We start from the raw sequence: 21,259 nt of genomic DNA, 5'->3' as shown, positions 1-21,259 counted from the left end.
GTGACCGTCGATTCGATGGTGTCCCTCGTCTCGGCGCATCCGTGGGTCGCCGAGGCGCGCGTCACACCGGGCGATGCCATCGCGGTGTGGCCCGAGTCCGCCGCCACCCTCGCCGGTCCCGAACCAGGGCCCCTACTGCGGGAGCACCTCGATCACTGGGCAGAGGTGTACGACTGGGTGTACCAGGAGGCCGTCGGGCGACACTCGGACGACCTGGATTTGTCTGGCTGGCGTGCCTCGGACACCGGCCAGCCCCTGTCCGTCGAACACATGCGGGAATGGCTGGACTGCACCGTCGGCCTGGTTCTCGCCCAACGGCCGCGACGCGTCCTGGAGATCGGCTGCGGCACCGGCCTGCTGGCACACCGCCTGCACCCGCACCTGCGTGGCTACGTGGGCACCGACGTGGCGCCGGCGGCGGTACAGCGACTCGGGGAAGCAGACCTGCCCGGTACCGCGTTCGTCCGGGCCGCTGCACATGAGACCGCGACCGACAGGGTGCGGGAGACCATGGACCACGCCTTCGGCCGGGGCGTTGCGCCAGACTGCGTGCTGCTGAACTCCGTCACCCAGTGCTTTCCCGGGCTCGGCTATCTGGCCGAGGTGCTGCGGCAGGCACTGGCCGTGGTGGCGGACGGAGGCACGGTGATCATCGGTGACATTCGGCACAGCGATCTCCTGACCGCGCACTTCACGTGGCTGGAGCAGTCTCGCGCCCCCGGCATCGGCGGGGACGACCTCCAAACCCGGATACGAGCGGCAATCACCGCGGACGAGGAACTGTCGTTTTCGCCCCGGGCCGTCGCGGGGTTGCTCACGGCACAGGGGCGGCCGGTACGGATGAGCCTGCACGCGCGCACCATGAAACAGGACACGGAGCTGACCCGATACCGTTACGACATTGTCCTGCACGTCGGCGCCGGCATGTCGGAGATGCCCACACGGGTCCGGACGATCCCCTGGTCGGAGCAGCTCGGTCTGGACCTGGCCACGACGCTTCGGGCGGCGTTGGCCGACGATCCGATCGTCGTTTCCGGCATCCCCAACGCGCTGTTGAACGATGCGCCGACGGCGGTCACGCCCCACGCTCTCCGCCACGCCGTACGCGAACTGGACGCCGCGGTACTGCTCGACCCGCACGACCCCCGGCTGCTGGCCGTCGCCGCGCCCGCCACCGGTGGGCTGCTGGCCCTCGAGGACCTCGTCGGTAGCAGGCCGGAGACCGGACCCGAGGCACACGAGCCACTCGCCGGCTTCGTACGCCGCCGGCTGCCGGAGGTGCTGCGTGACCACCTGCGGCGGCAGGTGCCGGGAACTCGGCTACCCAGGATCGTGGTGGCTGACGACTCCGACGGCAGGGGAGCACGGTGAGCGGTCCGCCGGTCGATGCCTTGGCGGACCTTCCCGGGGTGGGCGCCTGGCAGTGGGTTCCCGGCCCCCAACGGCCGACCCTGCTGGTTGCTCCCACCCCGCCCGGCACCGACGGACGGACGAAAGCGGGTGCGGAACAGGCGGTCGTCGACGAGGTGACGGCGGCGTCGGCGGCCGGGGACGCTGCCGTCGCCGACGCCGACCTGTCCTCGCTTCCTCAGCTGAGCCGGCTGATGGACGAGGTCGCCCTGCTCGCGATGGCCCGGGTGCTGCACCGGGCGCGGCTCTTTCGCGACGGCGCGAGGCATGACACCGGACAGGTGCTGGACCTGTTGCGGGTCGCGCCGCGACACGCCTGGATCGTACGCCGATGGTTGTCCACGCTGGTGACCGAGGAAAGGCTCCGGTATGACCGGAGTAGCGGCCACTACCACGAGCTTGTCGTGCCGGACCGCGTCGGGTACGCCCGTGCCCGGCGGGAGCTGGACGAGGCGCGTCGCGGCCTCGGCTATCCACCGTCGATGACGCGGTTCTTCGTGGCCACGGCCGAACGGCTGCCGGCCCTGCTGCGGGACGAGGCCGGGGTGCAGGAACTGTTGTTCCCGGATGGTTCCACCGACACCGCCGAGGGTAACTATCGGGACAACCTACCCAGCCGTTGGGTCAACCACGCGGCGGCGGCGCTGGTCGGCGGCCGCACCCACGGTTCAGCTGGTCCACTGCGGATTTTGGAGGTGGGCGCCGGGATTGGGGCGACCACCCGACCGGTCCTCGACGCGTTGGCCGGCACCGAGCTGGACTACCTGTTCACCGACGTGTCGCGCTTCTTCCTCACGTCGGCCCGCACACTCCTCGGAGACCGTCCGGGGTTGCGGTTCGGCCTGTTCGACATCAACGTGTTGCCGGTCGGCCCGGAGAACACGCCCGGATCCCGAGACGTCATCCTCGCCGCGAACGTCCTCCACAACGCTCGCCACATCGGCCGGGCGCTGGCCGCGCTGCGGGAACTGCTGGCCCCGGACGGGCTGCTGGTGCTCGTCGAGTCCTGCCGCGAGCACTACCAGGCGCTCACCTCCATGTACCTACTCATGTCTCCGTCCGCCGAGGAACAGCGCTGGTTCACCGACGTGCGATCCGGACAGGACCGGGTGTTCCTCAGCCCGGCCGAGTGGGTCGACCAGTTGGACGCGGCCGGCTTCGATCCGCTGCCGGTCCTGCCCGGCAACAACCATCCGCTGGCTGACGCGGGACAGCGGGTGATCGTCGGTCGGGTCCGACCTGGTGTCGGACGCCCGGATCCGGTGCTGGTCGAAGCGGCCCTCACAGCCCGGTTGCCGCCAAGCGCCCGCCCCGAACGGATCCACGCCGTGGACCGTGTCATGTCCGCCCCGAACACTGTCTCGATGGGAGTACCTCGTTGACCGACCCCGCCGATACCACCCGTCCCACCGCACTCGTCCATGCCGTACGCGGTGTCTGGGCCGATGTCCTGGATGTCGATGTGACCGCCGTCCCGGCCGATGCCAGCTTCCTCAGCCTCGGCGGCGATTCCGTCCTGACGGTCCGGATGGCGGCGCTGGTCCGACAACGGCTCGGGGTGGCCCTGGCCCTCGCCGACGTTCGCGTCGAACACAGTCCGGCCCAGTTGGCCGCCCTGATCCAGGAGCGCGGCACCGCCACGGGCGGCGTACGCGCGTTGCCGCTGGATCTCAAGCGCCGAGACGACCCCGAAGCCCCGTTCCCGCTCCTTCCGCTGCAGCAGGGCTACTTCGTCGGTCAGCAGGACGGATGGGAGCTCTCCTACCGGTCGGCCCACCACTACGTGGACATCGGCCTGGAAGATATCGAAACAGACGAGATCGCCGAGGCGTTACAGGACGCGCTGGAGCGGCTCGCCGAGCACCAGTCGGTGCTGCGCGCGCGGATCCTGCCCGACGGACGGCAGCGAATCCTGCCCCTGGATGATCCGGAAGCGATGCCGGTGCTGCGGGTGACCGACCTCAGCACGGCCGGGGCGGACGAGATCGCCGAAAGGCTGGCCGATATTCGCCGCGAGATGAGCACCGACGGTCCGGACCCGACCCGGGGATGCGGTCTGGACATGCGGCTGACCCTGCTTCCGGGGGCCAAGGCGCGGCTGCACTCCTCGACCAGCCTGATGATCGTCGACGGCTGGTCGTCGGGAGTTTTCTACCGCGACCTGTTTGCCCTGGTCACCGATCAGAACGCGATGCTCACACCGCTGGATGTCGACTTCGGTGACTACGCCGTGACCCTGGATGGGCTGTCCGAGACCGAGTCGTGGCGAGCCGACCGTGACTGGTGGTGGAATCGGCTCGACGGCCTTCCGCTTCCTCCCGCCCTGCCGCTGATCGCCGACCCGGCCGACGTCCGACCGGCCCTGATGGGCGCGCGGCAGGCGGTCCTGGACGCGGACCGGTGGGCCACCCTGCGGGAACACTGCAACAGACACGGGGTCACCCCGTCCGCGGCGATGTTCGCCGTTTTCTCCACCGCCCTGGCCCGCGCCTGCGGACACCGCCGATTCCTGCTCAACACCCTGCAGCTGAATCGCCTTCCGCTACACCCGGACGTGCCACGGCTGGTTGGGGCCTTTTCCTCCACCATGCTCGTGCCGGTGGAGCTGCCCGAGTCGGCGACCTTCTCCGATCTCGCGGTCCGCGCCCAGCGCGACATCGGGGACGCCATGGCGCACAACCTGGTGACCGGTGTGGAGGTCTCCCGCGAACTCGGACGGCGCCGTGACACCAGACGGCCGGTGGCTCCGGTGGTCTTCCAGAGCACATTGGGGGTCGACGCCGCGCTCGGTAGCGAGGTGCCCCGGGCGGCCGGGCCGTTGGGCTCCATCGATCTGTCCAGCCACTACCAGCAGCTACGGACCCCGCAGGTGGCGCTCGAGGTACGGCTGTTTGAGCTACGTGATGAGCTGGTGGTCGTGTTCTCCCTGGTGGAGGAGCTTTTCGAGGCCTCGGACGTGGACCGGATGTTCGAGGAGGTCATGGCCATGGTGGAGTCGCTCGTCGACGCGGACCGCTGGTCCACTCCGGTCGATCTACCAGGTTCAGTGGATGCGCCCGAGCAGGGCCCCTCGCTCGCCCGGTTGTCCGTGCCGTCCGCACCGACCGGGCCGGTCGACGAGCCCGGTCCACCAGGGGACGATCTTGAGCGGATGATCGCGGAGAAGTGGACAGTGCTGCTCGGCTGCGGGGTGCCGGACCGGGCCGCGAACTTCTTTGGGCTCGGCGGGGACTCGCTGCTCGCGGTACGAATGCTCGGAGCCCTCGCCCGGGAAGAGGTCGGGCGGGTGACGCCGCGTCGGTTCCTCGACCATCCCACCGTGGCGGGGCTCGCCAGCGCCGTCCGTGCACCGACCGAGGCCGTCAGCCACAACGTCGACATCGGATCGTGAGCGGAGCCGTGGCGGGGTGGGGCGGAACGCCCCCCCCCGCCACGGCCGTTCGGATAGCACGCCGTTCCAGGGCTATGGCTGTTCTGCCGCCGTTGCGCCGATCAGTCCGGCATCCTCCCGGAACAGTTCCTGGTCCAGCCAGACCGCGGCGCGCGCGCCGTCGGCCGCGCCGGTGATGACGAACGTCAGCGCGTCCGGCAAAGCGGCCAGACGGGCGGTGTCCCCGGCGGCGTACACCCCCGGTACGGAGGTCCGTTGGAACTCGTCGACGCGTACGCAACCGTCCGGCAGCAGTTCACACCCGAGTTGTTCCGCCAAAGCGGAGTGCTGGCGGGTGGGTGCCCGATGGTAGACGGCCTGCCGCTCGAGCACCGTGCCGTCGGTGAACACGAGCCGCATGTCACCTTCCTCCCCCTCGATCCGGGCGACGGTCTCCGCACGGACGGGGATGCCGGCGGCGGCCAGCCGGCTCACGGCCGGTTCCGGTACGGGATGCCCGTTCGTGCAGACAATGACATCGTCACTGAACCGGTCGGCGACGTACAGCGCCTGCATGACCTGCGGTAGTTCGTGCCCGAGCACCGCGAGGGTCATGCCACGGGTCTCGTAGCCGTGGCAGAAGGGACAGTGGAAGACGCCGCGCCCGAAGCGGGCGGCAAGTCCGTCGACGGCGTCGGTGAGATCGACCTGCCCCGTCGCCAGGACCAGCTTGCGAGCTCGGTGGGTCTCGCCGCCCGCCAGTCCCACGGTAAACCCGTCTCTGGCAGGCGTGATGCTGTCGACCTGACCCATTCGCAGCTCCACGCTCGGGTATGCCGAGAGTTCGTCCCGGCCCACCTTGCGCAGTTCGGCCGGGGAGAAGCCGTCCCGGCTGAGGAACATGTGCATCTCGGACGCCGGTGCGTTACGCGGGCGATCACTGTCCACAACCAGCACTCGTCGGCGTTGTCGGCCCGACACCAGGGCGGCGTTGAGACCGGCCGGCCCCCCGCCCACCACGATCACGTCGTACACGGAATCCTCCTCGCCGGCAGCGCCGACACTCGCGTTTAAACGAAAATGACAATAGTTATCATCTAGTTCGGTAGCTAGTGCCCAGGGAAAGGTCCCCACGATGAGCCGCATCACGACGATCGGTGTTCTCGGCGGCTACGGAGCCGTTGGTAGCGCGGTCGTGCGCCGCCTGCATCAGAGCGCGGCCGCGCCGCTACTTGTCGCCGGTCGCGACCTCGGCCGGGCTGAGAAGCTCGTTCGCTCGTTGGACGCGAGCGGCGCCCTCGCCGAGCCGGTGGCGGTCGACCTCGCTGATCCGGCCGCGCTCGACCGATTCGCAGCTCGGTGTGGCCTTCTCGTCAACTGCGCCGGTCCGTCGTACCAGGTTCTCGACACGGTCGCCCGAGCGGCGCTGCGCAACGGCGCCGACTACGTCGACGCCGCCGGCGATGATCCGACCTTCCTGCGTCTGATCACCGACGGCGGCGCGCGCGAGTGGCTGGCCGCCGGGAGGGTCGCCCTGTTGTCGGCCGGGGCTCTCCCCGGGCTGTCCGGGCTCCTGCCGCGTCACCTGGCCACCACCGTCGGACGGGTCAGCCGGCTCGACGCCTACCTTGGCGGAGTGGCACCGCTGTCCCCGGCAGCGGCCGGAGACGTCCTGCTCAGTCGCGGACCGGAGCACGGCACACCCGGGGCGGGCTGGCGAGGCGGCGTCGTCCGGGAACGCAGCCTCGAGCCCCGCCGCGGCCTGTCACTCGCCGCGTTCCCCCAACCAGTGGACGCCTTCCCCTTTCTGGCCACCGAGGCCGTTCGACTCGCTCGCGCGCTCCAGGTCGGCGAGGTCAACTGGTACACCGCTTTCGGTGGCGGCCGGCTACCCGAGCAGCTGGCACTGGCCTGGGCCCTTGGTGACACGGCCACATCAGACCTCGTCAACGCGGCGGCCGAGGATGTACGTCGGTACGGCACGTGGTACGGCCAGGAGTTCCACCTCTGGGCCGGCAGCGACGCCGAGGCGACTCCGCACATCCTTTCGCTGGCCTGCGTGGACTCCTATGAACTAAGCGGATTCATGGCTGCCGCGGCGGCTACCGCGGTGCTCGGGGACGAGACGCCCGGGGGAGTGCACTTCGCGGCCGACGTGCTCAGGCCCACCGCGATCTTCCGGGCGCTCACCGTGGACCCCGTGGCAGAGATCAGCCTTGATGGACCAGACGTGCCGGCTCTGTCACACTGACAATCCGCACGACACCCCGCCCACGTGGGATGTGTGACCGACGGCGTTCGAACATGTGGCCTTTAGAGGTGCCATCGGCCCGGGATGACCAGCGGGGTCCACCTATTGGCTGTACCCGTGTAGCCGGCGTTCTTCGGCTTGCCGGACCCGCCGGGCGATCTCTCGCGATCGACGCGGTACTCGATCGCGGCGGTGAAGTCGGATCACGAGGTGGTCTGCAGGAGAGCCGGTGCCCTGGTCGGGGCACCGTGCGCCGCGTAACGGCGTGGTGGTGACGACGCCGTTACGCGGCGCCGAGGTCCTACGCGGCGACGACGTCGGCGACGACGCAGGCGATGTTGTCCGGCGCGCCGGCCGCGTAGGCCAGGTCGATCAGCCGTTGTGCGGTCGGATCGGGTGCACCGGATTCGGCGAGGGCGGTGTGCAGGTCGCTTCGGTTCACGACGGCGGACAGGCCGTCGGAGCAGAGCAGGTAGCGGTCACCGGCCACGGCGGTGCGCAGCGCCAGGTCGGCTTCGACGGGCTGGCTGCCACCACCGAGCGCGCGGGTGAGCAGGGCGCGCTGCGGGTGGGCGGCAGCCTCCTGCGGGCTGAGCCTGCCGTACTCGACCTGGCTCTGCACCCAGGTGTGGTCCTGGGTGAGCTGCGCGAGTTCACCGCCGCGTAGCAGGTAGGCACGGGTGTCGCCGATGTGGACCAAGGCTAGTTGCGTGCCGCGACGCAGCAGCGCGGTCAGGGTGGTGGCCGGCTGGTTGTCGTCGGTGCTGGTGGCGTGCACCGCGCGATCGACGTCGTTGATGGTTGCGGCCAGCATGGCGAGCAGGTCCACGGCGGTCCGGTCGGTCAGTTCGAGCGTCTTGAGCGCGCTGACGGCCGCGCTACTGGCGGTGGCGCCGGCGCCCCGGGTGCCGTCGGCGACGGCCAGCAGCCAGTCACTGGCGTAGGCGACGTCCTCGTTGCTGTCGCGCCCGATGCCCTGGTCGCAGCGGACGGCGTAGCGGATGGTCGGGGTGGGGTTGGTTGCGGACATGGTGACGCCCTCCTGGGACAGGTGTGCGACGAGGCGGGCGACGTGGTGTGCGCGGGTCGCGGTGTCGGCGGCGACCTGCTGCCAGTAGTCGGTGACCGCTCGGGCCGCCGCGTCCGGCTCCAGGTCGCACACGGTACGGATGTCGGCCAGCGGCATGCCGATGCGGCGTAACTGGGCGATCAATCGAGCGTGCGCCAACTGCTCCGGGTCGTAGAACCGGTAACCGGACTCGGGATCGACCGCCGCGGGTGGCAGCAGCCCCACCTCGTCGTAGAGGCGCAACGCCTTCGGGGTCAGCCGCGCCGCCCGGGCGAACGCGCCGATCGTCAGCAGCTCCACGGTGTCATCCTCCTCGCGCCGGCCGGGGTGGCCGGCCCGGACCACGGTGCTGCTTCCCCAAGGGGCAAGGTCAAGGGGGCGAGGGGCCTGCCCGGTGGCGGGTGCCGGGCCGGTGGCGGGGCGGGTGTGGATGCGGTGTGGGATCGCCGCCATCCCCGCATGGAGCCGGTTGACCACCAATGCAATAATGAAAACCGTTGTCGTTACCGTTGTCGACGCGCTTCGTGGCGTGCGAGCCGAAGATCTGCTGGCCCGGCAGACCGACGGTGACATCACCACGTATCACCGCGTGGGCACGCGGTGTGAAAGGGGAGGTATGAATGCGACGGTGCGGGCTCGCGGCTTCGCGGCCCTACTAGCCGGGGCGGTGGTCGTTGGCCTGGTGGCGGCGCCGGTCGCTGCGTCGGCGGCGGAGAAGGTGGTGCTGTCCAAGGGGCACGCTGACGCGATCGACGTGCGCTACAGCGACGGCAGGCTGTCGTTGAAGGTCAACGACGACACGGTCAGCCCAGCCGTGGTCCGGGATCCGGCGGATGTCACGTTCCAGGTCCTGCCGGAGGCGGCGATGGCCGTTCCGGATGATCCCCGGTTCGCCTTCCTCGGCCCGGCGGGTAGTCAGATCTGGCTGCTGCCGATGACCCAGGACCCGGAATTGCTCTGGCCGGGTTGGAACACCACGACGCTTCAGTCCGATGTGTTCGAGAGCGACGCGGTGCGACTGAGCCTGGTCGAGGTGCAGGGGCCGGGTAACGTCACGCTCTTCACCCAGGACTCGTTCGGTGGTCCGATCATCAAGTTCCGCGGGGACGACGGGCTCCCGGACGTAATCGACGTGCCGGTGTCCACCCACGCGCACTCCAACTGGGCGTTCAGCGCGTTGGGCGACTACACGCTGACCTTCCAGGTCGAGGCGAAGCTGACCAACGGCACCACGATCAGCACCGGACCGGTCGACTACTCGTTCCTCGTCGGTACGTCGCCCGGTGACGGTTCGGAGATCAGCCTGTCGGTCAGCGGCATGGCCGATGAGTATCAGCCCAACGACACCGTCACGCTCACCGCGGTGCAGACGCCGCAGACCGAGCTGGACTCCTACCACTGGTTCAGCAGGTGTCCGGGTGCGACGGAATGGACGGCTATCCCGGGCGAGGCGGGCGCCAGCTACTCGTTCACCGCGATCCGGGAGCTGAACGCCTGCGAGTACGTGGCCAAGCTCTACGATGACGATGACGTGGTTTCCGCCGTCAGCGAGGCGGTGATTCTCTGGGTGGCGTTCTCGCCCGTGGAGCCGGGGAACTCGCAGACGATCACCGCGTCGATCGATGAGACCCAGGGCTCCCTGGTCATCAGCGTTGACCCGGACGACCGTGCGGTGGTGCTGCCACCCGCCCAGCTCAACAGCGCCGGTGACCGGTGGGAGAGCAGCGGTGAGCTCCGGCCGGTCACGGTGACCGACACCCGCGCCGGTCAGCCCGGCTGGAGCGCATCCGGGCAGATCCCGGATGACTTCGCCGGGCCCGACGGCTCCACCTTCAGTGCCGGCTACCTCGGCTGGAGCCCCCGGGTTCTGGCTCAGGGCGCCGGGCAGGGGGTCGTCGCCGGCCCCGAGGTGGCACCGTACGTCGTCGGCAGCGGCGGCGGCCTCGGTAGCAGCGCGGTGCTGGGTTCGGCGCCGAATGACGCCGGCCGCGGCACTGCCCAACTGGGTGCCGGGCTGCGGCTCAGCCTGCCCACCGAGACGGCCGCGGGAACCTACACCGCGACCCTGACTCTCACTGCGATCTAACCGGGTCGACGGTCCGCGGCCCGGCACTGAACCTCGCCCCGGACGGCTGCGGGGTGGGTGGGGCGTTGCCGCGCCCCGTCCATCCCGCCGCAATCCCTGTCCCACGAAACGGAACCTGCCGCCCCCATGCGCCTGCTTGCTGCCATCGCCACCGGCCTCGCCCTGCTCGGGGCTGCCCCGGCCCCGCCCACGCCGCCACCCGGTGCATCCCCGGCTCCATCCGCCGTGACCTGGGGGGTGGCGCCTTCGAGTCCGGACGGACCGAACGGCCGTCCGGCGTTCACCTACAAACTCGACCCCGGCGCGACGTTGACCGACTACGTCGCGGTCACCAACCACTCGACGCATCCGCTTACCCTGAGCCTCTACGCGAGCGATGCCTTCACCACCGCGCACGGCGGTTTTGACCTGCTGGCCGACGGTCAGCAACCCACCGATGTGGGCTCCTGGGTCCGTTTCACCGAACGAAGTGTGACGATCCCGTCAACGTCGCGCCTGAACGTTCCGTTTACCCTCACGGTGCCGGACAACGCCACGCCGGGCGACCACGCCGGCGGGGTTGTCGCGGCACTCGCCACCACGGCGGCCGACGCTCAGGGCAACCAGGTCGCCGTTGACCACCGCGTCGGTGCTCGGATCTACCTGCGAGTCACCGGTGAGCTGCGACCTGCGCTGGCTGTCGAGAACTTTCGGGTGCGGCATACCGGATCGCACAACCCCCTGGTCGGTGGCGAGCTCACCGCGACCTTCACGGTCCGCAACACCGGCAACGTCCGGCTCGCTGGCCGACCCACGCTCGAGGTGGCCGGCCCGCTCGGCCTCGGCCGGCGTTCCGTGGAAGCGGTGGATATATCGGAGATTCTGCCGGGCGGTGAAGTGACCACCAGCCTACCTATGACGGGTGTCCTGCCGCTCTTCCGGCTGACCACGAGGCTCACTGTCACCCCCGCCGCCGTCGGCGACCAGATCCTTGACCCACCACCGCGGGGCGATACGACGCGGGCCACCGTCTGGGCGGTGCCCTGGCTACAGCTGGCCCTCCTGATCCCGATCGGGCTCGCGGTGTGGCTGCTCATCGTTGCCCGCCGCCGGCGACTTCGAGCGATCGCGCGGGCGATGGCCGTCGCCCGCGAGCAGGGCCGCATGGAGGTAAGCCGGGCCGCCACACCGGTGCCCTCGACCACGCCGCAGGGCGCTGCCACCAACCGTGCCGTCCCGAGACGGCACGACACCACACCATCACGTCGTCGGGGGAGCGAGCAGTGACGATCAGAAGCAGGTGTGCCGGTGCCGCCGGCCTTGCCCTCGCTGTGGCCCTGGCCACGGGGGCCGCGCCGGCCGGTGCCGAGCCGCCCGCGATTGGGGCGACCGCAGCCGACCTGGTCTCGGTGGGGCTCGACGATGACACGTTGTCGCTGCGGGTCCGAGATGCCGGCCAGGTGGCCCGAGATGCGCCGGGGTACGACCCGGCCGAGGTGGTGCTCGGTCCCGACGGAGGCTTGGCGGGGCAGGTGCCGGCCGGGCCGGCCCTGGCTTTCCTGGGAGCGGAGGGTCAGCCGGTGTGGTCGCTGTCCACCGGTGACACCGGCTTCCCCGCCCTGGACACCACCGGCGTGCCTTTGGGCCTCGTCACCGACGACACCGTGACGCTGAGTCTGCGTTCGGTCGAGGGGCCGGGCACGTTCACCGCCTACCAGCTGTCCGGCATCGAGCAGGCGACCGCGCTGTTCGGCAGTGGACCGAACGCACGGCGGTCGCTGCGACTACCGGCGGCAACCCGTACCGGCGGTGTGGTGTGGGCCTTCGACGCTGCTGGCGACTATCGGCTCACCCTGAGCGCCTCGGCGGACCTGCCTTCCGGCCAGATGGTCAGCGCGGAGGCGGCGTACCGGGTTCGCGTACCCGCGATCATCCCGGCCGGGCAGGTACTGCCGCCGGCTGCGATGCCGATGCCGACGCCGGCCGCCGGCCTGGCGGCTGTACCGCCGACCGCCGCCGAGCCGAGGCCGAACGTGGCGGCGAAGCCACTCGCCGCGCCGGCAAAACCGCTCGCCGCGCCGACGAAACCGCTCGCCGCGCCGGCGACGGCCGCCGCGGCGACGGAGGCCCGGGTGGTTGTTGCCGACGGTCATGTCGACATGGGACCGCAGCTGTCCGGAGACAACTGGACGATCCGGATCAAGGACGATCGCACCAGCCCGGCCGTGTGGCGAGAAACCGCTGACGTGGTTTTGTGGATCAAAGACAATGCGAAGATCAACGTGCCGGCCGGTGCGGACTTCCTCGGCGCCCAGGGCGATCCGGTCTGGCTGCTGCCACAGTCCCAGCAGCCCGGCATCGTCTGGCCGGGCTGGAACACCCAACACCAGTCCGTCGTCTCCGGTGTCAAGGGCAACGTCACCTGGACGTTGCAGGGCGTTGACGGGCCGGGGCGGTTCGCTCTCTTCCTGACCGGCTCGTTCGGCGAGGCCGAGGTGCTGTTCGACTCCGCCAAGTCACTCCCGCAACAGCTGGCGGTTCCACTGAACACGCACGCGCACGGCAACTGGGCGTTCAGCAAGCCCGGCCTGTACCGCCTCGCGGTGCAGATGAGCGGCACCACCACCGCCGGCGAGGCGGTCACCGACACGAAGACGTTGACCATCGCCGTCGGAGACAGCACCGACCCGACCGGCGGCTTCGGATCGGGCAGCGGCTCCGGGGGCGATGGACCGGACCAGGACGGCCCGCTACCGCGTACGGGTGCGGGTTGGGTGCGGTTGGCCAGCGCGGTCGGCGTGCTCCTTGTCGTCGCCGGGGCCTTGCTGGTGCTGCTCGCCCGGCGCCGGGCCAGCCTCGCGAGGGAGAACTCGTGACCCCGGCGGTCCGGTTCTGGCTGCGGCGGGTGACCCTGCCGCTGCTGATCGTGGGGCTCGTCGCCGGTTGCCGGTCCGAGGTGGCGTTGAGCGCGAACGACGAGCGCGTGCAGGTCATCACGACAACCGGAATCCTGCGGGACCTGGTGGGCAACGTCGGGGGCGACCGGGTAGCGGTCAGCTCGCTGGTGCGCGACGGTGCCGATCCGCACAGCTACGAGCCATCGCTGCGCGACATCCGGGACGTGGTCTATGCCGATGTCGCGTTCAGCAACTATCTGCTGCTCGAAGAGCAGGCCATCATCAAGGCGCTGGATGCCAACCTGCGCGCGGGGGTGCCGAACATCTCGCTGGCGGAGGGAGCGGTGAAGTACGCCGCGGAGATAATCCCGCTGGTCGAGGAGGTGTCACTGGACACCATCTGGTTGGGCATGCGGGTCCGCGGCACCGGCGCGGAACATGGCGCGAACCGCGCCTCGGACGTGTTGCTCAGCGCAACCTCGGCCGACGGTCCGGGTGGTCTGGCCGCCTACCTCACCGAGTCGTTCGGCAACCCGTCGGTCTATGTTGACTCGACCGACGGGTTCGATCCGGCCAATGGCTTCCGGGACGACACCGCAACGCTCCCACCCGACGCGCACACGCATATGAGCTGGGCGTTCACCAAGCCCGGCGTCTACCGGCTGAGGATGCGGGCGAGCCTGTCCGTCGACCCGCAGGCACCGACGGTTCCGATGGGCGAACAGGTGTTCACGTTCGCTGTCGGGGTGGATCCGTACTCGGTGCCGGGCATGCCCGGGGCCACCGTCCTCAGCGCTGGTCATGCTGATATCACCGTCGACCTCGATCAGCGGCGGCTCTACCTGTTCGCCGACCCGGAGGGCGGCGGGGAGGCGAACCAGCTGGTCTACGACCCGGCCCGCACGGTCATCGAGGTGCCGAGCAAGGCGCTGCTGGAGGTGCCCGGTGATCGTCGGCTCCGGTTCCTCGGCCGACCCGGAAGCCAGGTGTACCAGCTTCCGCAGGCGGTCCTCGGCAAACACGTGCACGGGGAGATCGACCCACACCTGTGGCAGAACGTGCGCAACGCCATTTCCTACACCGAACTCATCCGCGACACCCTCATCGAGGTAGATCCCCGAGGTACGCCGGTCTACCGGTCGAACGCCTCGGCCTACATCCACCGGTTGGAGCAACTCGACACCTACGTGCGGAACACGATCGCCGGGATCGAGCCGTCGCGACGGCACCTGATCACGACCCATGACGCGTTTGGCTACCTGGGTCAGGCGTACGGGGTGAACATCTCCGGGTTTGTTACCCCGAATCCGGCCACCGAACCGAGTCTGGCCGACCGTCGCCGGCTAACCGAGACGATCCGCAACCTGAAGATCCCCGCGGTGTTCCTGGAGCCGAACCTGGCAGCCCGATCTACCACCCTCAACGAGGTGGCTCGCGAGGAAGGGCTCCGGGTATGTGCGATCTACGGCGACACCTTCGACCGCGACATCACCAACTACGTGCAGATGATGCGGTTCAACGCCGACTCGCTGCGCGACTGTCTGACCACCACCAAGCAGGGGAGACCCCAGTGAGCTCAGGATGGGCGCGACGCCGCACCCACATACTCGGACTGCTCCCAGGCTGGGCGCTCGTGGTGCTGATCGCGCTGACGACGGTGCCGACTGCCGCGGCTGCCGAGGAGCCCTCCCCAGGGCTCGGCCAGTCGATCGCCGCCGACCAGCCGATCACCACCGGCCGGGCGGAACTCGGCGCCGGGCACGTCGACCTCGGCCCCCGTTACGTCGATGACCAGTGGACACTGATGATTCACGACGGTACACAGGCGCAGCCGGTGTGGCGTGACCCCGACGAGACGGTGTTGCGGGTGTCTGACGCGGCGCTGCAGACCGTTCCGGACGATCCGGCGTACGCGTTCCTCGACGTTGACGCCGGCAAACAGGTGTATGTGGTGCCGCAGGTCCAGAACCCCGATGTCGTCTGGCTCGGCTGGAACACCCAGGATCCCCGAGTGATGCAGAGTATCGACCGTGGTGTCACCCTCTCCTTGCTCGGTGTGACCGGCCCGGGGGCCGTCACGACCTTCCTGCAGTCGGGGAACTTCTCCGCACCCGAGCCGCTGTGGCGCTCGGTCGAGCCGAAGGCACAGCCGTTCTGGGCCGAGGTCAATACCCACACCCACGCCAACTGGGTCTTCACCGAACCGGGTGTCTACCTGATCGCCGTGCAGATCTCCGCCGATCTGATCAGCGGTGAGACAGTGTCGGCGACCCGCGCGTTGCGCTTCGCGGTGGGCGACGCCACCAGCGTCAACGAGGCGTACGCCGCCACCGCGGATATCCCCGGGTCGGTGGAGCAGGCGTCGCCGGTCAGCGACCGCGCCGGGGCTGGCAAGGCGACTGATGAGCCCGGGACTCTACTCCTCGCGGTGCTGGTGGCGCTGGCGGTCCTGCTCGCCACCGGACTGGTGCTTCTGCTGCTGCGGGGACGCAGTGCCAAGCGGCAGGCCGAGCGAGCAGGCGGGACCCCGCTGCCCGGAGGTGACCGTTGAGCGAGCTCAAGGTTGACCAGCTGGAGGTGGACCTCGGTGGCCGACCGGTGCTGCGGGACATCCACCTCTGCCTGGACCGAGGGGAGTTGGTCGGGCTCCTTGGCCCCAACGGTGCCGGTAAGACCACCCTGCTCCGGGCGATCCTGGGGTTGACCGGTATTCGTGCCGGCCGGGTGCTGGTCGGGGGCAGGCCGTCACGTCCCGGCCGCTGCGAGATCGGCTATGTCCCCCAACGTCACGAGTTCACCTGGGATTTTCCCATCTCGGTCGAGCAGGCCGTGATGAGTGGCCGGACCGGCCGCCTGGGCCTGTTCCGCCGCCCTGGCGTCAGCGACTGGCAGGCGGTCAATGAGGCCCTGGACCGGGTACAGCTCGTTGAGCTGCGTCGTCGACCGGTTGGTGAGTTGTCGGGTGGCCAACGCCAACGCGTTCTGGTCGCTCGCGCGCTCGCGCTCGCGCCACGGATCCTCCTGCTCGACGAGCCGTTTACCGGGCTGGACATGCCCACCCAAGAACTACTGGGTGAGTTGTTCACGAGGTTGGCCGATGAGGAGCACGCGGTACTGATGACCACCCACGACCTCGTAGCCGCGGTGGACACCTGCAGCCGCCTGGTCTTGCTCAATGGACGGATCATCGCCGACGGACACCCGACAGACCTACAGGACGCCACGTTGTGGACGACAACGTTCGGCGTGAGTGACACCTCCCCGCTACTGAAGCTCGTGAAGGCGATCTGATGTCGATCACCGATTTCCTCACCGACCTGTTCAACCCCAACCTCGCGTTCCTGCCGAAGGCGCTGGCGATCGCGGTCATGTCGAGCATTGTCTGCGGCGTCGTGGGCTGCTACGTCGTCCTGCGGGGCATGGCCTTCATCGGTGACGCTGTGGCCCACGCGGTCTTCCCGGGGATCGCGGTCGCCTTCGTTCTGCAGGGCAGTCTGGTCTTGGGCGGTGCCGTCGCCGGGGTCGCCACCGCCCTGCTGATCGCGATCTTTGCGCAGAATCGACGCGTCAAGGAGGACTCGATCATCGGTGTCTTCCTGGTTGGTGCGTTCGCCCTCGGCATTGTGATCATTTCACAGGCCCCGGGCTACGCCGGTTCCCTGCAGCAGTTCCTGTTCGGCTCGATCACCGGCATTCCCGACCGGGACCTCTACGTCGTCGGTGGTGCCGGCCTGGTCATCCTCGGCCTGGTGCTCGCCCTTCACAAGGAATTCGTCGCGGTCTGTCTTGACCGGGAGATGTCGCGCTCGATGGGGCTTCCGGTCTTCTGGCTCGACATCGTGCTCTACGTTCTGGTCACCCTCGCCGTGGTGATCTCTCTGCAGACGATCGGCAACATCCTCGTCCTCGCCCTGCTGATCACCCCTGCGGCGGCGGCTCGGCTACTCACCGACCGACTGGGCGCGATGATGCTGCTCTCTCCGGTGATCGGCGGTCTGGCGGCGGTCATTGGTCTGTATCTGTCGTGGAGCTACGACACGCCGGTGGGCGGCACCATCGTGCTGATTGCCACGGCCATCTTTCTCACGGCGTGGTTGCTCGCGCCTCGGCACGGGCTGTTGGCCAAACGATGGCGGCGGGTGGGTGGGCCGGGTCGCACTGATGTCGCCCGCCGTTCATCACTGTCCACTCCCGCCTCCGCACCGGCACCGTAAACGGCTCGCCGGTAGATCGTCGTGACCGACCCCACCCGACAGCCCCTTCCTCCAGTTAACTGAAACGACTATCATTTCCAATAACCACGGTCCAAGGGGGACCGCGGGGAAGGAGTTCCTACGTGCGCAAGCCCATCCGCCTGCTGCTCGCCTCCGGAGCGGTCACCACGGCGCTGCTCGCAGCTGCGCCACCAGCGCAGGCATCACTGGTGACGTTCAAGTCCGGGCACATCGACCTGGTTGACATCGCCTACGAAGCCGGCGAACTGGAGCTCGGCGTCCACGACGAGGACAACGACGTCGAGTACGCCGCCAACGAGGTCAAGATCGTCGTCGGGCAGCAGGCTGAGGTCACGGTCCCCAACGACCCCGCCTTCGGATTCCTCGGCACCCCCGGGATATCGACGGTCTGGGTCCTGCCCGAGATCCAGAACACCGACCTCGTGTGGCCGGGCATCGCCACCGAAGAGGTCGAGGATGGCATCTTCACCGCCGATGAGCTCACCCTCACGATGCAGTCCGTCCACGGGCCCGGGGAACTCGCGATCTACACCGAGAACGCGGTCGGACAACCCAACGTGCTCATGGACAGCGGTGACGCCCTGCCCGACACCATGGCCCTGACCGCTGGCCAGCACCAGCACGCCAACTGGGCCTTCGACCGTGCCGGCACCTACTGCGTGACCTTCCGCGCCACCGGAACCCTCGCGGCCACCGGGCAGCAGGTCACCAGTGACGCGGCCACCCTGCGCGTCGTGGTGGAGGGATGATCACCATGCCCGTCCGGCGCCGATTCTTCACCGGCCTCGCCCTCGCCGCCGCGCTGCTCGCCAGTACCGCCGCTCCCGCTGCCGCAACGCCGGTGGTGATCTCCAGCGGCCACGTTGACGTCCTCGACGTCGACTACGCCGGGGGCGCCCTGACCGTCAACCTGCTCGACGACGCGTCGGTGGAGCGCGACCCCGCCGATGTGATCCTGCGCGTTCCCCATACCGCCAAGGTCACCGTGCCCAGCGGTGGTGAATGGTCGTTCCTCGGCACCGACAACCAAGCGTGGGTGCTACCGCAGGCCAGCAGCTCCGAACTGCTGTGGGCCGGCTGGAACACTGCCGAGGTGCCCAGTGGCGTCTTCCAGAACAATCGGGTCACCTTCAAGCTCACCAACGTCACCGGGCCGGCCGGCTTCAGTGCCTATACCGTTTCCGGCGGCACCCCAACGGTGCTCTTCGACAGCGGCGACGGCCTCCCCGACAGTCTGAATGTCAACCACAACACCCACGCCCACGTCAACTGGGGCTTCGACGCCGCCGGAACCTACGGCGTCACCTTCGAGGTCACCGGCGTGCTTGCCGCCAACGGCACCACCATCAGCTCCGGTGCCAAGACCTGGACCTTCGAAGTCCTTCCCTGATGCCCTTCCCCGAAGGAGCCAACCCGGACGCCCACAAACGGGGAGTCGGTAGCGGCTGAACCGGCCGGCGCGAGACCACCACCCAGGCCTCGCGCCGGCCACTGCATCCCAGTGAGCCCGTCTGGCCGACGGGGACAAAGGGGCTCAGCGCCCTCAGAGCGGTCTGCCCGTACTGCTCGGCGTGGGCCCGCCGTGGCGGGAATACCGGTCAGGGGCGTTCGACCCGCACCGGATCGCCGCGGACCAGTTCGTCGTGGCTACGCCTTCGGGCGGCCACCAGCACCCGCCCGGCCGCCTCGTCGTCGGCCGTGAGCCGTTGCCGTAGCAGCCGCAGCGCGAGGCTGCGGTTGAGGCTGAACCGTCGTTCGGTGTCGACCACAATGACGGTGCCGGTCGGGCGGTGTGTGGCCCGTACCGCGGTACTGGCCTTGTTGCGGTGCTGACCGCCCGGCCCACCCGTGCGTACGGCAAGCACCTCCACGTCCGCCTCGGCGAACGGGGTGACCGGGGCGTCCACCTCGCATCGTCGGGCTGCGACGTACCAGTTCTTCCTGCCCTGGACGGCGCGGTATGGGCTGGGCGCCTGCCAGCACAACGTCCCGGTCCAGCCGTCGGCGAACGCCTCCACACCGGTGCCGGTGAGTCGGAGTAGCACGGACCGGTAGGTGCCGGGTTTGTCGCCGACGACGCTGTCCAGCCGTACCACGTCCACGTTGTTGCGGCCGGCGTCGGCCTCCAGCCGGCGCAGCAGCCGGGCCAGCGCCCACGCGCACTCCTGGGGACCCCGGCCAGCCGACAGCAGTAGGTGCAGGTTCACCGCTGCCCCCGGCGCCGGCGCTCGGGTCGTCGCTCGCCGTGCGGGGTGACCCCCACGTCCGGGGTCTTGTAGGTGACCAGTGGGACCGTGGTCGTCACCGGGGTGGCGAGCCCGTGGGCGACCAGGTCACCCACCACCTGCTCGATCCGCTTGTACGCGGTCGGCGCCTCCTCGAAGAGCAGTTGCCGGTCGCCGCAGACCACCAGCGAACCCAGCGGGGTACGGCGTAGCTCCCTGACCGTGTGCTTGGCCCGGCCCCGGCGTAGCGCGTCCGCCCGGGACATCTTGCGGCCCGCCCCGTGCGCCACCGAGTGATTGGCCTGGGTGCCCGCGTCTGCGGCCACCAGGTACGACGGGGTGCCGCGGGTGCCGGCGACGAGCACGTCCCGGCCGTCGCCCGGCGCCGCGCCCTTCCGGTGCAGGTAGTGTCCGTCGCGTACCTCGACCAGGTTGTGGCACTGGTCCACGATCGGCTCCGTCGGCTCGGCGCCCAGCGCGATCGCGGCCCGGGCGGCCAGCAGCCGCCGGTTCAGCGAGCCCCAGCGCACGGCGTCGTCGTGTCGCGCCAGGTACGCGGCCGGGTCCTCGGCGGGCCCGGCGCCGTGCTGCTCGGTGTGCGTACGCAGAATCCGCTCGCCGAGGCCGCGGGACCCGCTGTGAACGACGAGGACCGTGTCGCCGGCGGTGAGCCGGAGTCGCGCGGCGTGGTCCGGGTCGAGGACCTCGCCGACGCGGGCGAGCTCAACGAAGTGGTTGCCCCGTCCGACGGTACCGAGACCGTCGAGGTGGCCGGCGGGGATGTCACCGTCCAGCACGGACCAGGCCGGGTCGTCGGCGTCTCGGTCCGGGGCGAGCGGGCGGTCCAGGTTGGGGAAGCGGGCGGCGAGCCGCTCGGGTACGACCCGCTTCAGCGCGATCGGGAAGACGGCGATGCCACAGCCGATGTCCGAGCCCACCAGGTGGGGGTAGAGCACGGTCGAGGTCATCGCGGCGCCGATCGGGGCGCCCTTGCCGGGGTGCAGGTCCGGCATGCCGGCGACGTGGACCATGCCGTCCAGGGCGGCGACCTGGTGGCACTGGTCAACGGCGTCGGACTCGACCCAGCTGGTCGGGGAGGCGAAAACGGTAACGGTGGCAGGGGCGGGTGCCGGCCGGGATTCCGACTGGGCCGGTGGAACAGACAAGGACGCTCACTTCTCGCCAGGGGTTGGTGGACGGCCGCCGGTCGCGATGGCGTGGCGGCGACGAAGGTGCTGCCCTCACAACGACATGCGGCCAAGCCTCCCGGACTGCGCTGTCGCCGACAACCGACTTTTGGAACTCGCCGGCGCCGGCGGATCCCCCGCCGCCGGAGTAGGGCAGCAAGAACGTCTCGGCGTGGGCCGACGCATCCGGGTAGACCCGCGACGGCTAGTTGAATGGGGTAGGTCGCGGGCATACCATTTTCCTAGGATGCTCTACGGTGCGCGGCGTACGTTACCCGTATCGACGGACACCGGGTGCGATGACGGATAAACCGCCGATCCGCGGATGCTGGAGTCGCTCAGCGTCGCTCGCCCTGCTGTGCAGCGGTGCCCATCGGCGTACAGCAGGGGGCTGGTAGGGCCATCTCCGGTGGGATTGTGGTCACCAATGGCGGTTTCATGCCGGTTTGGGGTGTGGTCGGGGGCACGGTGGTGGCGGAATCCCGGCGGCCGTCGGGGCGTTACACCCTGTGTACGGCCGTGGAGGTGCCCCGCGTGGGCGGGTGACACC

17 protein-coding genes are annotated in these 21,259 nt (G+C 69.6%); 13 read left to right on the top strand and 4 right to left on the bottom strand.

The window, feature by feature from the left end:
* The 3 genes from SALPAC3_RS0104240 to SALPAC3_RS0104230 are packed head-to-tail and all read left to right on the top strand — an operon-like array spanning nucleotide 1 to nucleotide 4,801.
* Entirely contained in the window at nucleotides 1-1,371 is a 1,371-nt protein-coding gene (locus SALPAC3_RS0104240) for a class I SAM-dependent methyltransferase (protein WP_026185223.1), read from the top strand.
* A complete protein-coding gene (locus SALPAC3_RS0104235) occupies nucleotides 1,368-2,792 on the top strand; it encodes a class I SAM-dependent methyltransferase (protein WP_018220031.1) in 1,425 nt (474 codons plus the stop codon). Before SALPAC3_RS0104240 ends, SALPAC3_RS0104235 begins: the two co-directional genes overlap by 4 nt.
* Nucleotides 2,789-4,801, top strand: coding sequence for a condensation domain-containing protein (locus tag SALPAC3_RS0104230; protein ID WP_018220030.1), 2,013 nt, complete (start codon nucleotides 2,789-2,791; stop codon nucleotides 4,799-4,801). The genes SALPAC3_RS0104235 and SALPAC3_RS0104230 overlap by 4 nt, the downstream gene beginning before the upstream one ends.
* A 72-nt stretch (nucleotides 4,802-4,873) precedes the next feature.
* Here SALPAC3_RS0104230 and SALPAC3_RS0104225 read toward each other — a convergent pair whose 3' ends face one another.
* Nucleotides 4,874-5,815, bottom strand: coding sequence for an NAD(P)/FAD-dependent oxidoreductase (locus tag SALPAC3_RS0104225; RefSeq protein WP_018220029.1), 942 nt, complete (start codon nucleotides 5,813-5,815; stop codon nucleotides 4,874-4,876).
* Nucleotides 5,816-5,915: 100 nt separating this feature from the next.
* Between SALPAC3_RS0104225 and SALPAC3_RS0104220 the strand changes: the two genes are divergently transcribed.
* Entirely contained in the window at nucleotides 5,916-7,031 is a 1,116-nt protein-coding gene (locus SALPAC3_RS0104220; protein ID WP_018220028.1) for a saccharopine dehydrogenase NADP-binding domain-containing protein, read from the top strand.
* Between the two features lie 301 nt (nucleotides 7,032-7,332).
* Here the strand turns inward: SALPAC3_RS0104220 and SALPAC3_RS0104215 are convergent, their stop codons facing one another.
* Nucleotides 7,333-8,400: a MerR family transcriptional regulator gene (locus SALPAC3_RS0104215; protein ID WP_026185222.1), complete on the bottom strand. Its 1,068-nt coding sequence runs from the start codon at nucleotides 8,398-8,400 to the stop codon at nucleotides 7,333-7,335.
* Between the two features lie 316 nt (nucleotides 8,401-8,716).
* Between SALPAC3_RS0104215 and SALPAC3_RS0104210 the strand changes: the two genes are divergently transcribed.
* From SALPAC3_RS0104210 to SALPAC3_RS0104170, 9 genes are all read left to right on the top strand, one after another.
* On the top strand, nucleotides 8,717-10,186 hold the full coding sequence (locus tag SALPAC3_RS0104210; protein WP_198290360.1) for a choice-of-anchor M domain-containing protein: 1,470 nt from the start codon (nucleotides 8,717-8,719) through the stop codon (nucleotides 10,184-10,186).
* Nucleotides 10,187-10,312: 126 nt separating this feature from the next.
* Entirely contained in the window at nucleotides 10,313-11,452 is a 1,140-nt protein-coding gene (locus tag SALPAC3_RS0104205) for a WxL protein peptidoglycan domain-containing protein (protein WP_018220025.1), read from the top strand.
* On the top strand, nucleotides 11,449-13,041 hold the full coding sequence (locus tag SALPAC3_RS0104200) for a TIGR03773 family transporter-associated surface protein (RefSeq protein ID WP_026185220.1): 1,593 nt from the start codon (nucleotides 11,449-11,451) through the stop codon (nucleotides 13,039-13,041). The genes SALPAC3_RS0104205 and SALPAC3_RS0104200 overlap by 4 nt, the downstream gene beginning before the upstream one ends.
* Nucleotides 13,038-14,636 carry an anchored repeat ABC transporter, substrate-binding protein gene (locus SALPAC3_RS0104195; RefSeq protein WP_018220023.1) on the top strand — a complete coding sequence of 533 codons (1,599 nt, stop codon included), beginning with the start codon at nucleotides 13,038-13,040 and terminating at the stop codon, nucleotides 14,634-14,636. The genes SALPAC3_RS0104200 and SALPAC3_RS0104195 overlap by 4 nt, the downstream gene beginning before the upstream one ends.
* Nucleotides 14,633-15,613 carry a choice-of-anchor M domain-containing protein gene (locus SALPAC3_RS0104190; protein WP_026185219.1) on the top strand — a complete coding sequence of 327 codons (981 nt, stop codon included), beginning with the start codon at nucleotides 14,633-14,635 and terminating at the stop codon, nucleotides 15,611-15,613. The genes SALPAC3_RS0104195 and SALPAC3_RS0104190 overlap by 4 nt, the downstream gene beginning before the upstream one ends.
* A complete protein-coding gene (locus SALPAC3_RS0104185; RefSeq protein ID WP_018220021.1) occupies nucleotides 15,610-16,353 on the top strand; it encodes an anchored repeat-type ABC transporter ATP-binding subunit in 744 nt (247 codons plus the stop codon). Before SALPAC3_RS0104190 ends, SALPAC3_RS0104185 begins: the two co-directional genes overlap by 4 nt.
* The gene (locus SALPAC3_RS0104180) at nucleotides 16,353-17,276 is read left to right on the top strand and encodes an anchored repeat-type ABC transporter permease subunit (RefSeq protein ID WP_018220020.1); all 924 of its coding nucleotides are present in this window, start codon (nucleotides 16,353-16,355) and stop codon (nucleotides 17,274-17,276) included. The genes SALPAC3_RS0104185 and SALPAC3_RS0104180 overlap by 1 nt, the downstream gene beginning before the upstream one ends.
* A gap of 122 nt (nucleotides 17,277-17,398) precedes the next feature.
* Complete coding sequence (locus tag SALPAC3_RS0104175) at nucleotides 17,399-18,046, top strand: choice-of-anchor M domain-containing protein (RefSeq protein ID WP_018220019.1); 648 nt, start codon at nucleotides 17,399-17,401, stop codon at nucleotides 18,044-18,046.
* Nucleotides 18,043-18,687, top strand: coding sequence for a choice-of-anchor M domain-containing protein (locus SALPAC3_RS0104170; RefSeq protein WP_018220018.1), 645 nt, complete (start codon nucleotides 18,043-18,045; stop codon nucleotides 18,685-18,687). Before SALPAC3_RS0104175 ends, SALPAC3_RS0104170 begins: the two co-directional genes overlap by 4 nt.
* Before the next feature lie 208 nt (nucleotides 18,688-18,895).
* On the opposite strand, the gene prfH is transcribed toward SALPAC3_RS0104170, so the two are convergent.
* Both prfH and SALPAC3_RS0104160 read right to left on the bottom strand, forming a co-directional pair.
* Nucleotides 18,896-19,504, bottom strand: coding sequence for a peptide chain release factor H (prfH, locus tag SALPAC3_RS0104165; protein ID WP_018220017.1), 609 nt, complete (start codon nucleotides 19,502-19,504; stop codon nucleotides 18,896-18,898).
* Nucleotides 19,501-20,688 carry an RNA ligase RtcB family protein gene (locus SALPAC3_RS0104160; RefSeq protein WP_018220016.1) on the bottom strand — a complete coding sequence of 396 codons (1,188 nt, stop codon included), beginning with the start codon at nucleotides 20,686-20,688 and terminating at the stop codon, nucleotides 19,501-19,503. Before SALPAC3_RS0104160 ends, prfH begins: the two co-directional genes overlap by 4 nt.
* Nucleotides 20,689-21,259 lie beyond the last annotated feature (571 nt).

Source organism: Salinispora pacifica DSM 45544, from assembly GCF_000378845.1.
Classification (GTDB): Bacteria; Actinomycetota; Actinomycetes; order Mycobacteriales; family Micromonosporaceae; genus Micromonospora; species Micromonospora pacifica.
Note: the sequence above shows the minus strand (reverse complement) of the source record. Positions and strands in the feature narration are given on the sequence as shown.

What these genes read in the sequence shown, in the direction of transcription:
- SALPAC3_RS0104220 (WP_018220028.1), top strand. Translation starts at nt 5,916, where the DNA reads ATGAGCCGCATCACGACGATCGGTGTTCTCGGCGGCTACGGAGCCGTT.
- SALPAC3_RS0104210 (WP_198290360.1), top strand. Translation starts at nt 8,717, where the DNA reads ATGAATGCGACGGTGCGGGCTCGCGGCTTCGCGGCCCTACTAGCCGGG.
- SALPAC3_RS0104205 (WP_018220025.1), top strand. Translation starts at nt 10,313, where the DNA reads ATGCGCCTGCTTGCTGCCATCGCCACCGGCCTCGCCCTGCTCGGGGCT.
- SALPAC3_RS0104180 (WP_018220020.1), top strand. Translation starts at nt 16,353, where the DNA reads ATGTCGATCACCGATTTCCTCACCGACCTGTTCAACCCCAACCTCGCG.
- SALPAC3_RS0104170 (WP_018220018.1), top strand. Translation starts at nt 18,043, where the DNA reads ATGATCACCATGCCCGTCCGGCGCCGATTCTTCACCGGCCTCGCCCTC.